Origin of the sequence: Mycetocola zhadangensis, assembly GCF_003668565.1 — a bacterium.
Lineage (GTDB): Bacteria > Actinomycetota > Actinomycetes > Actinomycetales > Microbacteriaceae > Mycetocola_A > Mycetocola_A zhadangensis.
On record NZ_RCWJ01000003.1, the window covers coordinates 170,757 to 184,839 of the forward strand.

Below are 14,083 nucleotides of genomic sequence, written 5' to 3' on the forward strand. Positions count from 1 at the left end.
TGGTGTTCAGTAGGTGGTCAGTGCGAAGCGGCGATGGCTTCGGCCCGATGCTCGATGAGCCACCAGAGCTGCTTCGCCATCTCGGTTCCGTCAGGAGCGGGGCTGCGGCTCAGCCATCCGATCACGACGGAGAGTGTCGCGCCGGCGACGAAGTCGTAGTAGGTCTCTCGATCGACGGGCCATTCTCCGGAGCCGGGCAGGCGATGCATGGAGGCGGCGACCGCGCTACGCAGAACCTCACGCATGCGGTGGAGGAAAGCCATACTTCCTGTGTCCTGCAGCATCGCTCGATAGAGCGCTGCCCGTTGCGCGATGACACGGAACACCTCGACGAGGTCGTCAGGCGGATCATCACTCCCGCGCTTCACTCCGAGCTGGAGGGCAGCGGCGGCTTCACGCACGCGGTCAAGCTCTCCCTCCATCGCCGCGATGAGAAGTGCGTCCATCGTGCCGAACCGGTCGTAGAACGCAACCCGGCTCACTCCGGCCCGCGAGCTCACAGCGGCGACGGTGAGGTCAGCCACGTCCATCTCTTCAAGCAGGCCGAGCGCGGCTGCGATAAGCGCCGTCCGGGTTCGGGTGACCCGGGGATCAACATCGGTCATGGCCGTCACTTCCTTTCACCTGTAAGCTACAGTAACTAACAGCTGTAAGCAAGATTTACGAACAACACTGTCATGGAGGACACGTGAACCAAGAGTGGGATGTCATCATCGTCGGCGGCGGCTCTGCCGGATCGGTACTCGCCAACAGGCTCAGCGCGGACGGGTCCCGCCGCGTTCTCCTGCTTGAGGCCGGGCTCGACTACCCGGGCGCCGAGATCCCTGAGTTCCTGCGGCACCGCACCCTCCGCACGGGACTGGCCATGGCTCCGTCGCACGAGATGGAACCTGACTACTACTGGACTGACGTGCGCGCCAGGCGGCGCCCCGAACGCGAAGCCATGCTCTATGCGCGAGGCAAGGGCCTCGGTGGCAGTTCCAGCGTCAATGGGCTGATTGCCGCGCGACCGGAGCCCGGAGACTGGCGCCGGTGGGAACAGAGCGGGGCCGAGGGCTGGGGGTACGAGCAGATGCTGCCCCCACTGAACCGCCTCGAGACCGATCTCGATTACCCGGACGCACCGTTTCATGGCGGCACCGGCCCGATCCCCATCCACCGAGAGGCCCGCTCCGGATGGGGTGACGTCGACAACGCCCTGGACCAGGCGGGTGAATCCCTCGGATACGGCTGGGATGACGACTACAACGGACCGAACACGACGGGTCGAAGCAGGTACCCTGCAAACCATACGAGGGATCTGCGACGGGTCTCGACCAATCACGGGTACCTCGATCCCGCACGGGGCAGGGCCAACCTCGAGATCCGAGGACACGCCCAGGTCGACCGGGTTGAGTTCACCGGAGAAACCGCGCGCGCTGTCCGACTGCTCGATGGCAGCAGTGTGCCCCTGGCACCCGGGGGTGAAATTATTCTCTCGGCCGGTGCCGCCCACTCGCCCGCCATACTCACGCGCAGCGGCATCGCTCCGGCGGCGCAGCTTTCTCGCCTGGGCATTCCGATGCTGGCCGACCTCCCGGTGGGTGAGGGCGCACAGGACCATGCGATCGTGTTCGCACAGTTCCACCCGCGAGAGAACAGGGTCGTTCCACCGGGAATGCGGCCAACACATGTCGCCATTCGGTTTTCGAGTGAGTTGCCGGGCACCGGGCGCAACGACGTGGCGATTCTTGCCACGAACCACAACTATTGGTTTGGCAACGACCAGGCCGGTCTCGCCGTCCAGCTCAACCAGTCCCTCTCGCGCGGTTCGCTGTGGCTGCCCGATGCCGACCCTCGAACCGCGCCGGTCATCGAACAGCGGCTGCTCACGGACCCGACCGACTATGTGCGGATGCTCGACGGGCTTGCGCGAGCCGAAGACCTCCTGCAGCGTCCGGAGTTCGTTGCGCTGCGGGAGGGCGACCTTGTCATGCCCCGCTCGCGTGCCGAGTTGCTCGGGCAGGTGAAGGACGTGATGCACCTGTCGTCGACCGCTCGCATGGGCGCCGAGAACGATCCCGCGGCCGTCGTCGATCCGCTCTGCCGCGTGCGAGGCCTCTCCGGACTGCGGGTGGTCGACGCGTCGATCTTCCCCAGCATCGTAAGTGCGAACATCAACATCGCGGTGATCGCCGTCGCCGAGCGCGCCGCGGAGCTGATGCTGCAGGACAGCCGCCACTGAGGTGTCGCCGGCGGGCGGATGGCCCGCCGGCGTGGACACCGTTACCGCTCGTGGCCGAGCAGCAGCGCGCTCGCCGGGAAGGCTAGCGCCGAGCGACGAGCCCCAACTCGCTGGGCGTCTCCGAGCGCACCGCGTCGCCATCGAACTCCACACGGGCCGGGTGGAGCGGATCAAATCGTTCGCCGCCCTCTCCTTTGACACTGGGGATGCCGCTTGTCACGAACCCCAGGAACCAGTCCTGGAGTGCGCGTGACGTTTGGTCGAACACCGCGTCGTCGAGTCCGTCGAGCATCGGCGCATCGTGCCAGACCTCTCGGTCGCCAAAGAGAAACGGCAGCGGGAAGCAATGGGGGCTGAGGGCACCAGGTAACGGGCTTTGCAGCGAGAGGCTCGCCACATAGGTCGGAATACCAGCCGCCGTGGTTGCCTCCGCCAGTTCCAGGTTGGCCAGGCGGAACTGGTGCAGGGTCATCGCTTCGATCATGCGTTGTTTCGGCGTCGCGTCCGGACGCTTCTGCGCGATCCATTCTGAGACCTTCGCTGGGTCGTCGAATTTGGCACCGATGAAGCCGCCGACACTCTCCGGTGAAAACGCCTGGTCCGGCGCCGGGAAGAGAAACGCTGCCGCTTCCTCACTGGTGCTGAGCAGGGCGAGTTCGGAGATGTGCAGGCGCGACGCCACGGAAGTGTAATCGTGCAGATCGCCAGTGACCTCGCCCGCGGCGGCGGGCATGAGAGCCATCCCCCGGCCGGCGTATGCCTGTGACAGTGCGGATTGAGCGGCCAGGACCTGCTCGATGGCTGCGCCGTCGAGGCCGCCGATACCGTCAAGCTCGCTCGCGACAAGGTCGCGCCGCTCCGCGTAAGCGCCAGCCGCGAGCGGAGGCTCCCACGGCAAACTGATCAGCGCCGCACGAGTGAACAGCCCCCGGGTCTCCTCGAGGGCAGACAGGGCGAATGCGTACCAGGCTCCGGCGGAATCCCCGCTGAGGGTGACCTGGTTCGGGTTCCCCCCGAATTCGGCGATGTGCTCGTTCACCCAGCGCAGGGCGACAATAAGGTCGCGAAGACCGCCCTGCGACTCGGCGGGTTGCCCGGTCGACCCGAGGTGTCCGAGCGCACCGATCCGGTAGTTGACAGTGACCAGCACCACTCCCGCCCGCTCGACCAGCTCGGGCGATGTGAACCAGCGCGCATTTCCGCTGCCAGTCATGAACCCTCCACCTGGCACAAAAACCACCACGGGAGCGTTTTTCGCGCCTAGAGGAGCTTGCACTCTCAGCTGGAACGCGTCCTCACTTTGAGCGATTTCGGTGTTGGCTCCACCAACGAGCGGATTCAACCCGCCCGGTCGCTGCGGAAAGGCGAGGGGCTGCTCCGCCACCGTGTCGAACGCGCGCAGCGTGACGTCGGAGAAGCGCGAGGACGCATCCGTACGCTCGCCATACCGAAAAACCGAGTCGAGGCATCCGCTATTCGATCTCGCAGGAGCCTCGGTCACTTGAGGAACTCATAATCGTTCTCGTTGACCTGCTCGGTGACGAGCCAGTACTCACTCGTTCGGTATGGCCATACCTGTGACACCCGGTTGAACCGGTTCTTGTACCAGGTCTTCACGTACGGCTGGCCCCAGGTCATCGCGTAGTTGCCTTCATCGACCCAGGCAATGTGGCGATCGAGCGCGTCCTGCTTGAGGTCGAGCGCCTTGGCGTCGCGAACGATGAGCTCGCGGATCGCCTTTACCGCGTATTCCGCGGCCCGCTCGATCATGAAGTGGAGTCCACCCGCGACAACACCACCGGTGTTCGGGCCGAGCAACATGAACAGGTTGGGGAAGTTCGGGACAGTGATGCCCGCGAATGCTTTCGCGTCGCCGCCCCAGTAGTCGTGAATCTCCAGCCCACCCCTGCCGACGATTTCGATCGGGTCGAGATAGTCAGACGGCCGGAATCCGGTCGCATAGATCACGACGTCGACGTCCAACTTCTCGCCGTCACCGGTGATGAGCCCGTCTGGGGTGAACTCGACGAGACCATTCGAGATGACCCGAGTGTGTGGCTTGCGCAGGGCAGCCGCCCAGACGCCGTTGTCACGCAGCATGCGCTTGGCGGACGGCGGATAGTTGGGAATGGCAACGTCAAGAAGATCGGGACGACCCTCGTACTGCTGCTCATACCGCTCGGTAATGGCCTGGCGGAAGTCTTCGTTAGCTCGAGAGACGCTGGCGGGAGCGCCCGTCCAGCCATCCTCGGCCTTGGCGATGTGCAGTCGACCGTCAATACCGCCGGCGGTCACCCAGAGCCGGAACCAGTGGCCGTAGTGCGGCACCTTGGCGTGCAGCCATTCAGCCGACTCGCCCACCAGGTCGTGATAAGTCGCGGCCGGAAGCATCCACGGCGCGCTGCGCTGGAAAACGTACAGCTCGGAGACTTCGTCGGCGATCGCCGGCACGATTTGATAAGCACTCGCCCCTGTGCCGATGACGGCCACCCGTTTGCCCGCAAGGTCGACATCGTGGTTCCACTCCTGGGAGTGCATCTGAGCCCCCCGGAAGGTGTCTTGGCCCGGCCATTCCGGAATCATCGGATGGTCGAGCTGGCCGACCCCCGTCATGATCGCCTGGAAGCGACGCGTGGTCTCTTTTCCGTCGGTCAAAGTTGTGGCGAGCCAGGTGCCGGACGCTTCGTCAAACTCGGCCTTGAGAAGTTTCGTTCCGAATTCAACGGTGTCGTCGTTCCAGCCCGCACGTGTGAACACCTCCTCGAGATACTCGAGCACTTCGTGGCCCTGGGCGAACTGGTGTGGCCAGTCGGTGCGCTGGGCGAACGAGAAGCTGTACCCGTATGTAGGAGTGTCGAGGCGTACTCCCGGGTAGTTGTTCTTCCACCATGTGCCACCCGTGCGGTGCGCTCCTTCGATCCAGGTGAACGGGAGACCCGCTTCCTGGAGCCGCCATGCCGCCGCGATACCGGAGATTCCCGCTCCGACGATCAGCACCTCAAACTCGCGGCCTTCGGCGATGTCGTCGAAGTTCCAGTCAGCCTGACCGTTTTTGTCTGGGGCAAGGTCCAGTTCGTGTTTGAGCTGCCCTGCGTAGCCCGCATCGTGCGAGCGTCCGCCGGTGAACCAGGCGAGGATCTCGTCGGCCATCTCCTGCGGCAAAACATCAACAGAACGGATGCCGTCGTCGCGCAGCCGCTGAAGGCCGGCAAGACCCACTTCGCGAGCGCGTTCCTGCTGCGCCGGCGTCATTCCACCGTGCATCTCGAGGTACGGTCCCATGGGCGGGAGAGGCGGCACGAGCCCCGGTTCGAGAATGCTCGTGTCGCGAAGCGCAGCCGCGAGTGACGCGAGCAGAACAGGGAGCTCCGCCCGCGCGACGAAGGCGCGCAGCTCATCGTCGCTCTCGGTAATGGCCGGGTACTCGTCGACCCAGTAGAGGTCGCCGAAACGGCCCTCCGCGTCGGTGGACTTGGGCGCTGGTGTCAGGCTCATGGTCATCTCTTGCTCCTCAAGGTCGTGCTCATGCGACGTCGCGCCGCTCAGATGAATCAAGCTGGGGCGAGCGAGCCTCACGCGCTCGATCGTCGATAAAGTTACGAAGCTCTTCAACCACGCGCTGTTCGTCGGATGCCGCGAAGACGGCTGCCACGTAGCGATCCGGTCGCACCGCGATGAAGACCGGTTCTCCCCCGGTTGCTCCGGTGAGGGCGGCTGCGGTCTCGGCAAGGTCAATTACCTCGGCGCCTGCCGCTGACTTCTGTGGCGCAACCCCTGGCGGAAGCAGGTGGATGCGTGTCGCGTCAATACCGTTCCAGTAGGCGGATGCTTTCTCGGGGTTGATGCCGACGCCAATCAGCGCCCACCCTCGCCCGAGATACGTGTCGAGACCCGCACGATTGCCGTCGACGTCCGTGACGGTCGGTTGGCTGAGCGCGCGCCCGATCTGAACTCCGGCAAACTTCGGACCGTCACCAGGCAGCACGGCCACGCCGGCCGAGTAGTCGGGCGGGGTGATGAACCTCATGTTGGCCAGATAGCGCCGGGCGCTGGGAACGAGATTGACGAGCCGTACGACGGCGTCACGTGTCTGGGTAGCAAGTGGGTTGGTCGCCATCACCACTGCACCGACCCGGCGGGAAATTTTCACCATCTTCGCCCCGTGGGCGCGCCGCTCGATCTCGTAGCTGTCGAGGAGCCGCTCGCTGGCGCCACCCTTGATCGCCTCAATGAGCTTCCAGGCCAGGTTGGCCGCGTCGCGGACACCGGCGTTGAGTCCCTGGCCAGCGAACGGCGGCATGAGGTGCGCGGCGTCGCCGACGAGGAATGCCCGGCCGGACCGGTAGTTGTGCGCCACCCGCTGGTGGGCAACGTACACGGCGGCACGGCGCACATCTCCGGGGAGCAGCTTGTTTCGGAATGCGGGAACGAGGAGGTTACGGATGTTGGTCGGCGTGGTCATCTCGTCAGGGTCTTCGTGGTCGAAGAGCATGAACTCAATTCGCAGGCGACCGTTCACGCCCGGGACGAGTACGTACGGACGCTTCCCGTCGCAGTGAAACTCTGCGAACGGCTCGTGCTGCGCGCGCTCGTTCAGCAGGTCAACGACGATCCACCGTTGCGTCTGGGTGCTGCCATCAAGGCGGATGCCGAGCGCTGAGCGCGTGAAGCTTCGCCCGCCGTCCGCTCCGACCAACCACTCGGCTGAGAGCTGCCGGGTGACGCCGCGCTCGGTGACGTGAACGGTAACCCCGTTCACGTCATGGGTGATTGCGGTTGCCTCCGTACCGAGAAGTAACGTCACGCCGGGGTGCTCGACCGCCCGGTCGAACAACAGCTGCTCGAGGATGGGCTGGTCAAATTGCGTCTTGGCCGGGTGCCCCAACCGCGACGGGCTTGGCTTCGCCTCCGCGAGGAGGCGACCGTTAAGCCCGAAGTACCGGCTGCCGGTGTCAAGCAACGACTCGGACTTCAACGCGTCCGCGATACCCAGCTGCTCGAACACCCGGAAGGATTCGTCTTGCAGACTGATGGCACGAGGCAGGTCACCCGGCGCCAGAGCCCGCTCGACGACGGTCGTGGCCACACCTGCATCAGCGAGAAGAAGCGCCGTCACCAGTCCGACTGGGCCCCCTCCGATCACAATGACTCGGGACGGTTCGGGTATTCGTTTCTCCACGATGCCTCCTTGCATGAACGCGGTTGAGCCGACCAGAGCGGCGGTCGGCTAGATCAGCCCTTGACCATCCGGTTTTTCAGCGTGCCGAGACCGGTAACCTCGACTTCGACGAGGTCGCCGTCCTGGAGGAATGTCGGAGGATCCATGAAGAGGCCAACACCGCCGGGGGTTCCCGTAACGATGATGTCGCCGGGCTCCAACTTCGTGAACGTTGTCACGTATTCGATTTGGGCTGGGATGTCGAAGATGAGGTCAGCGAGTGTCGCCTGCTGGCGCACCTCACCATTGACACGCGTTGTGATCTCCAGCGCTTCGATGTCTCCGATATCGGATGCAGGCACGTAGTAGGGTCCGAACGTTCCGGACTCGGGAAAGTTCTTGCCCGGGATCCACTGGCCCGTGTGACGCTGCCAGTCCCTGGCCGAGAAGTCGTTGAATACCGCATAGCCAGCGACGTGGTCAAACGCGTCCTCGCGGGACACCTTGAAGGCCGGCTTCCCGATCACCAGCGCGACCTCGCCCTCGTAGTCGTACTTTTCGCTCTCTGCAGGGATGGTTACGTCGGCACCGTGTGGCCACAGGGTGTCTGAGAAGCGCGAGAACACGGTGGGGAACTCAACGTCGGCCCGGCCGGTCTCTTCCTTGTGACTCCGGTAGTTGACACCGATACAGATCACCTTGGGAGATCCGCCGACGACTGGAACGAATTCTGTGCCTTCCTCGGCCTGTGACGGAGCGTCGGCGTAGTCGGGCGTGGCACTCAGAAGGTCACCGACGATGGCGTCTCGCAGGGTGTCCGCCACCTGGCGGCCGCTCGGGCCGAGGTCGAAGAGAGTCCCGCCTTCTTCGACGCCCCATGTGACGTGACCACTGGTCGTTTTGTAGCTGACGTATCGCATTTATGTCCCCTCTGACATCGCTGGCAAATCATAGGTCCGGAACGCGGACGCGGTCACTACTATACATCGATTGTGCATTCCTGACGAGTAATGCATTATTTAATCCCCCGACTTACCGGAGATGGCCCTATATTGCATATATGGCACGACGCGGCGATTCCGATACCCTCAGCACCAAGGTGCGCGAACGTTTACGGCTAGACATCCTCAGCGGGCTCTGGCACCCGGGCGAAAAGCTCCAGCTGGCCGCCCTGTCGGCGCACTATGAGACGAGTAGCACCGTGGTGCGGGAGGCGCTCACCCGCCTTACAGGCGCCCGACTGGTTGAGCTCAAGCCCAATCGAGGATTCTTCGTGCCGACACTGTCGATCGACGAGCTGCGAGACTTCAACGAGCTCCGATGCCGCGCCGAGGAATTTGGCATACAGCTGGCCATCGAGCGAGGCAGCCTTCAGTGGGAGGCAGAAGCCCACGCTGCGCACCACACCCTCGAACGCACGCCGCGTCACGCATCAGACGGTAGCGGGCGCGTAACCGAGGAATGGCTGACCGCCCACGAGGCATTCCACGCCAAGCTGCTCTCGTCCTGCGGGCTGCCCGTGCTCATCGAGCTCTCGGCCACGCTGGCCGACGGCAACTCCATGTATCGCCGCTGGGCCGTGCCGACTAAGGAGCTCCTCGGCCGCAACATCGAGGACGAGCACCGCGAGATCCTGGATGCCGCCACTAATCGGGATGCGGCGCGTGCGGGAAAACTGCTTCGACAGCATTACAGCCTGACCATGGAGCTCATCATGAAGGCGGGCCTGCTGCCGGAAGCGCTTGGCGACTCCGCCGCCTGAATTTGAGTGCTGGGAGAACCAGGGTGGCCAACTTAGTGCATTATTGGTAAACTTTGCACAATCGAGGCTTTTAGTATTCGCCTCATCCACCGGCGATAGGAGCACCATGGCATTCGGGGTCATCAGCGAGATCGGCTATATCTCTCTTCATACGAGCGATATTGAGGCCTCAACCGCCCACGCGAAGGACATTCTCGGTCTCGTAGAAACCGGGCGAAGCGGCAACGCCGTTTATATGTCATCGGCGGCAAAAAAGCACCACGAGATGGTCTACATCGACGCCCCGAGACACGGCGTCGGCCAAATTGGGCTCATCGCATCCGGACGATCCGGCCTCAACCTTGCGCGCCAGAGAATTCGGGATGCGGGCTACCCGATCGTCTCCGAGTCGCCGCTTCACGCGGGGGTTGAGGACGGCTTCGCATTCATCGGACCCGAGGATTTCATCTTCGAGATCTACATCGGCCCAGAAAGTGCGGACATTCTGGCGAGCGGACACGCTCCCGACAGGTTCGGTCACGTCAATCTTCACCCGAAGCACTTGCAGGCCATGCTCGACTTTTTCGTCACCACCCTCGACTTCCGCGTGAGCGATGTCATCGGCGATGACTTCGCGTACTTCTTGCGATGCAACGCTGAGCACCACGGCATCGCACTGATCAAGGGCAAAGGCTGGCTCCACCACCACGCGTGGCAGGTTCAGTCAATCGCCGAACTGGGCAAGGTCGGTGACCGACTTCACGAGCGCGGTCTGCGCCTCCTGATGGGGCCGGTACGACACGGCGCCGGGCACAATATGGCCGCGTACTATGTTGAGCCCACCGGCGCCGTCGTCGAGCTGTACGCCGATCTCGAGCACATCTACGACGACGAGCGGCCTCCCATCGTCTGGCCGCGCGACAACCTCGCATGGGCAACGAAGTGGTCAATCTACGACTTCACCGAGTTCCGCTCGCATGGATTGTTCCCGGCCACCGAGGCCGTGACCGCGAAGTAGACGGATAGGCAAAATAGCGGACCTGGACTCGTTGACGCGAGCCCAGGTCCGTTTCTGTGTGGCCACCGCGGCCGTCCCCGCGAGTCGGTGCTTGAGGATACAAAAAAGAGAGACCACCCGACACTGTCGGATGGTCTCTCTTTGCGCTCCTGGCGGTCAGTCGTTGTGACGCAGTCGCGTCAGGATACGTGCTCGCGCGTCCTGGAATCGAGGATCAGCTTTGGTCGCAACCTGGTCACGATGCGTTCCGAATCCTGTTTCGATCACGTCGACGACCGTGGCCGGCTTTTCCGCGATCACAATGACCTTGTCGGCGAGATAGATAGCTTCGTCCACATCGTGGGTAACCAGGATGATGGTCACACCCAGCTTCTCGCGCAGGTCGATGACGAGATCTTCGAGGTCGAATCGCGTTTGCGCATCAACGGAGGCAAACGGCTCGTCCATGAGAAGGACCTTCGCGTTGTAGGCAAGCGCCCGTGCGATCGCAACACGCTGCTGCATTCCGCCGGACATCTCCCACGGGTACTTGTCGCCCTGCCCCCCGAGTCCGACCGCCTCAAGGGCGGCCTCCGCCTCCTTGTTACGTTCGGCCTTTCCAGCCCCGCGACCCTGCAGGGGGAACGCGACGTTTTCTCTCGTGCTCATCCATGGCATCAAGGAGCGTGAGTAATCCTGAAAAACCACAGCGATATCGGGATGGGGACCGCTCACGACATGCCCACCAACGACGACCTGGCCGACCTTCGGCTTGAGGAGACCGGAGAGGCCTCGCAGGAGGGTTGTTTTGCCGACACCGGACGGACCGACGATCGAGATGAACTCGCCAAGGCCGACGTCGAAGCTCAGGGCATCAACGATCCGCTTCTCGGCGGCACCTTCGCCGTATCCGAGCGCAATATTGTCGACCTTCAGGAGCACGTTTCCGGTAGTCGTCAGCGTTCCTGTGTGAATGGATTGAGGGATCGTCATAATTGACTCCTTACAGTTGTGTTAGTCGATGGCTGTTCGGGTTACCGAGCGGCGGACTTGAAGTACCAGGACAGCAGTCGCTTCTCGAACAGCGAGAAGACCATGACGAGGAAATAGCCGATGACTCCGACGAGCATCGCTCCACCCCAGGTTTCCGGGATCCTGAAGGTGCTCGAGGAATTGAGGATGTAGAAGCCAAGGCCCATGTTGGAGGCGAAGAGCTCCGAAACCACCATGACCACGATGCCGATCGGAAGCGCTACACGAACTCCAGCGACAATCTGCGGCATCGCGCCGGGCAGCACGACCCGGCGGAAGTACAACATCTTCGGGATGCCAAAGACTCGCGACACCTGTCGAACGCCGACTTCAACGCTCCGGGTGCCGTCGATGGTGTTGAGCATGATCGGCCAAACACAGGCGAACGCCACAGCGTAGATCTTGGGTTCCGCACCAATTCCGAAGGCGCCGATAATCAACGGCACGAGCGCCGACTGAGGAACGGACCGGAAGAAGTGGATGAACGGATCGAGGATCAGACGAAGCCGACGGGTTTCGCCAATGATGAGGCCAAAGATGACTCCGAACAGAATCGCGATCAGAAGGCCAAGCACGAGGTTGACGAGGCTTGTAGCCATTGCGGTCAGCAGGAGTCCGTTGCCGAAGTCCCGAATCGTGCTCTCCACAATCTTTTGCAGCGGCGGTACAAATAGGTTCGTGCTCTGTGCTGACGCGAACCACCACAGGATGACGAGTACCACAGGCAGCCAGAGCCACCAGAGAATATTGGTCAGGGTTTTCATAGTGACTCACCCTCCGTTCCAGTTGGCATGGTTGTGTGAATATCCCGCGGCTCAGTCATCGCTCTGCCTATTCCAGGCCAGAAGGGATTTCTCGCCCCAGGCCAGGAGGGTGGCAATTCCCCACCCGAACAGCCCTGCGAAGAAGAGGTAGGCGAAGGCCATATCCCAGCGCTGCGCTTCCTGTGCCAGGGTGATGAGGCGCCCGAGCCCGGGAACCTGCGTCAGGACCTCCACGCCAACCGCAGCGAGAATCGAGATGGACGCCGAGATACGAATTCCCGTCGCGATGAACGGCATCGCCGAGGGGAGAAGCACCCGCCGAAACCAGAGCGCCCGCGGAATGCGGAAGATCTGAACGGTATCAACGATCGCCGGGTCGAGCCGGCGCGAACCGAGGATGGCCTGGACCAGAACGGGCCACACCGATGCCAGCACGACCATGGTGACTTCCATCGTCATCGTGGCGCCGAGCATCAGCATGACGACCGGCATGAGCGCGATGGTCGGGAATGCCCGACCGAACTCGACGACCACAGAGGTGGAACGGTCGAGCGGTCGAATCGTCCCAATGAGGAGACCCAGCGTGACACCGACAACGCACGAGATCAGCCATCCGGTGGTCGCCGCGGTCAGGGTCTGGCCGAGTGCTGCCCAGAATGTCGGCATCGTCAAGGCTGCCCCGATTGCACCGAAGACCTCAATGACCCCCGGAGTGATCGACGGCAGAAGACCGACAACCACGGCAACCTGCCACAGCGCCAGGATGATGATGAGGGCAAGGACTCGCTGGAGAGTCAGCCCCCAATTGACCTTGGAACCGACGCGACCAGCCTTGACGGCAGTAGGCGTCGGTGCCTGCATTTCGAGTGTCATGTGGGTACCACCGCGCTTACTTGCGCGGCGCCTCCGTCCAGAGAATGTCGTCAACGCTCTTCGGGTCGGTCACAAAACCGAATTCGGCTAGAGCGTCTGTGGTGTCTTGCGAAACCTTGGGGTCAATAGCGAGGGAGTACTCAACAAGAGCGCCCTTCACGTCGTCGATCGGCTGTCCGGAAACTTCCGAACGAACCTCGTAGACAGCGTCAATGTTGGCTGGGTCGCTGTAGAACTCGACAGCCTTTTCCATGGCGCCGTTGAACTTCTTCGCGGTCTCGGCGTTTTGCGCGAGCCACGGTTCCGTCACGGCCCACAAGGTGATCCCGAGGCCACCCCGGAACTCTCGCGAGGGGTTGGAAATCTCGGCAAATGTGTCAACCGCTTTCACCTGGGAGTAGAAGCTGTCGGACGGGAAGATCGCGTCAACCTGGCTGTTCTCGAGGGCGGTCTGCATGCTCGCGAACGGGAGCGCCACCTGAGTGACCTCTTTCGGGTCAAGACCGGCCTCGGCCATTGCCTGAAGCACAGGCACGTTGCCGCCGGAGCCCACGGAGTTGAAGGCAATCGTCTTGCCTTTCAGATCGGCGATCGACGTGATGCCGCTGTCTCCACGAACGAAGACTCCGGACGTGTCGACCTCGGTGCTGATGATGCCGTTGCCGGAGATGAGCTTGATAGGCAGGTCCTCGGCAGTTGCGGTCACCGCTGCATCCCAGGAGACGATGCTGATATCGGCGGATCCGCCGGCAAGCTGGCCCAGGTTGTCCTGCGCGGTGCCGCCGGGAACGATCGTGACATCGAGGCTCGCGTCCTTGAAAAAGCCCTGTTCCTCAGCGAGGTAGACCGCCTCGTAGTTGATCGGCGCGTGCAGCACGGTGAGCTCGATGGGTTTGCCGTCGGCCGCAGGGGCATCCGGGCTGGAGCACGCTGCGAGGCTCAGAGCGGCGACAGCCGCCATGGCGACGACGCCGTTCCTGACGAATGTGCTTCTGGTGTGATTCATGGTCGCTCTTTCTCCTCGTTGAGAACAGACAAGACTGCATCTACAAAGAATGCATAACTTGGACAATAACGTGTAATCGACAAATTAAGCAACATTTATGCTGGGCGTTTCTTGTACGCTCCTCGCCGAGCGCCTCAGACCGGCCCGTAAACCCAACGAACTCGTGCCGGACAGGCGTGCGCAAAGCACACGCTATGCCAAGACCGAGGGTGTGAATTCCGAAGCGGACGTCCGGCGGGAGACATCGTTGTGCGGTGCGTCCCGAAGGTGCCGTACCTACCACGTTAT

At 62.8% G+C, this 14,083-nt stretch carries 12 protein-coding genes; 3 read left to right on the plus strand and 9 right to left on the minus strand.

The genetic code is table 11. From position 1 onward, the window contains the following. Positions 1-17 precede the first annotated feature (17 nt). Positions 18-605 (minus strand): TetR/AcrR family transcriptional regulator, encoded by a 588-nt coding sequence (locus D9V28_RS11470; protein WP_121659880.1) that lies wholly within the window; start codon positions 603-605, stop codon positions 18-20. An 83-nt stretch (positions 606-688) separates the two neighbouring features. Here D9V28_RS11470 and D9V28_RS11475 point away from each other — a divergent pair, with 83 nt between their 5' ends. Continuing rightward, on the plus strand, positions 689-2,224 hold the full coding sequence (locus D9V28_RS11475; RefSeq protein ID WP_121659881.1) for a GMC family oxidoreductase: 1,536 nt from the start codon (positions 689-691) through the stop codon (positions 2,222-2,224). Positions 2,225-2,306: 82 nt separating this feature from the next. Here D9V28_RS11475 and D9V28_RS11480 read toward each other — a convergent pair whose 3' ends face one another. From D9V28_RS11480 to D9V28_RS11495, 4 genes are read right to left on the minus strand one after another with little or no spacing between them, the layout of a single operon-like run. Further along, positions 2,307-3,725 (minus strand): carboxylesterase family protein, encoded by a 1,419-nt coding sequence (locus D9V28_RS11480; protein ID WP_121659882.1) that lies wholly within the window; start codon positions 3,723-3,725, stop codon positions 2,307-2,309. Next, entirely contained in the window at positions 3,722-5,725 is a 2,004-nt protein-coding gene (locus D9V28_RS11485; RefSeq protein WP_121659883.1) for a flavin-containing monooxygenase, read from the minus strand. The genes D9V28_RS11480 and D9V28_RS11485 overlap by 4 nt, the downstream gene beginning before the upstream one ends. A 22-nt stretch (positions 5,726-5,747) precedes the next feature. Continuing rightward, positions 5,748-7,403 (minus strand): bifunctional 3-(3-hydroxy-phenyl)propionate/3-hydroxycinnamic acid hydroxylase, encoded by a 1,656-nt coding sequence (locus D9V28_RS11490; RefSeq protein ID WP_183086508.1) that lies wholly within the window; start codon positions 7,401-7,403, stop codon positions 5,748-5,750. A 53-nt stretch (positions 7,404-7,456) separates the two neighbouring features. Further along, positions 7,457-8,302 (minus strand): fumarylacetoacetate hydrolase family protein, encoded by an 846-nt coding sequence (locus tag D9V28_RS11495; protein ID WP_121659885.1) that lies wholly within the window; start codon positions 8,300-8,302, stop codon positions 7,457-7,459. Between the two features lie 140 nt (positions 8,303-8,442). Between D9V28_RS11495 and D9V28_RS11500 the strand changes: the two genes are divergently transcribed. Together D9V28_RS11500 and D9V28_RS11505 are read left to right on the plus strand one after the other, a co-directional pair. Beyond that, on the plus strand, positions 8,443-9,144 hold the full coding sequence (locus tag D9V28_RS11500) for a GntR family transcriptional regulator (RefSeq protein ID WP_183086509.1): 702 nt from the start codon (positions 8,443-8,445) through the stop codon (positions 9,142-9,144). A gap of 106 nt (positions 9,145-9,250) precedes the next feature. Beyond that, entirely contained in the window at positions 9,251-10,141 is an 891-nt protein-coding gene (locus tag D9V28_RS11505) for a VOC family protein (protein WP_121659887.1), read from the plus strand. Between the two features lie 156 nt (positions 10,142-10,297). On the opposite strand, the gene D9V28_RS11510 is transcribed toward D9V28_RS11505, so the two are convergent. The 4 genes from D9V28_RS11510 to D9V28_RS11525 are packed head-to-tail and all read right to left on the minus strand — an operon-like array spanning position 10,298 to position 13,795. Then, positions 10,298-11,113 (minus strand): ABC transporter ATP-binding protein, encoded by an 816-nt coding sequence (locus tag D9V28_RS11510; protein ID WP_121659888.1) that lies wholly within the window; start codon positions 11,111-11,113, stop codon positions 10,298-10,300. Positions 11,114-11,154: 41 nt separating this feature from the next. After that, positions 11,155-11,916 (minus strand): ABC transporter permease, encoded by a 762-nt coding sequence (locus tag D9V28_RS11515; protein ID WP_121659889.1) that lies wholly within the window; start codon positions 11,914-11,916, stop codon positions 11,155-11,157. Between the two features lie 51 nt (positions 11,917-11,967). Further along, the gene (locus tag D9V28_RS11520) at positions 11,968-12,789 is read right to left on the minus strand and encodes an ABC transporter permease (RefSeq protein WP_121659890.1); all 822 of its coding nucleotides are present in this window, start codon (positions 12,787-12,789) and stop codon (positions 11,968-11,970) included. A 16-nt stretch (positions 12,790-12,805) separates the two neighbouring features. Continuing rightward, entirely contained in the window at positions 12,806-13,795 is a 990-nt protein-coding gene (locus D9V28_RS11525) for an ABC transporter substrate-binding protein (protein ID WP_121659891.1), read from the minus strand. Between the last annotated feature and the right edge of the window lie 288 nt (positions 13,796-14,083).

Excerpts from the sequence above, each read along its gene's own strand:
- D9V28_RS11485 (WP_121659883.1), bottom strand. The coding sequence starts at position 5,725 with ATGACCATGAGCCTGACACCAGCGCCCAAGTCCACCGACGCGGAGGGC.
- D9V28_RS11505 (WP_121659887.1), top strand. The coding sequence starts at position 9,251 with ATGGCATTCGGGGTCATCAGCGAGATCGGCTATATCTCTCTTCATACG.
- D9V28_RS11520 (WP_121659890.1), bottom strand. The coding sequence starts at position 12,789 with ATGACACTCGAAATGCAGGCACCGACGCCTACTGCCGTCAAGGCTGGT.
- D9V28_RS11525 (WP_121659891.1), bottom strand. The coding sequence starts at position 13,795 with ATGAATCACACCAGAAGCACATTCGTCAGGAACGGCGTCGTCGCCATG.
- D9V28_RS11495 (WP_121659885.1), bottom strand. The coding sequence starts at position 8,302 with ATGCGATACGTCAGCTACAAAACGACCAGTGGTCACGTCACATGGGGC.
- D9V28_RS11470 (WP_121659880.1), bottom strand. The coding sequence starts at position 605 with ATGACCGATGTTGATCCCCGGGTCACCCGAACCCGGACGGCGCTTATC.
- D9V28_RS11510 (WP_121659888.1), bottom strand. The coding sequence starts at position 11,113 with ATGACGATCCCTCAATCCATTCACACAGGAACGCTGACGACTACCGGA.
- D9V28_RS11500 (WP_183086509.1), top strand. The coding sequence starts at position 8,443 with ATGGCACGACGCGGCGATTCCGATACCCTCAGCACCAAGGTGCGCGAA.
- D9V28_RS11515 (WP_121659889.1), bottom strand. The coding sequence starts at position 11,916 with ATGAAAACCCTGACCAATATTCTCTGGTGGCTCTGGCTGCCTGTGGTA.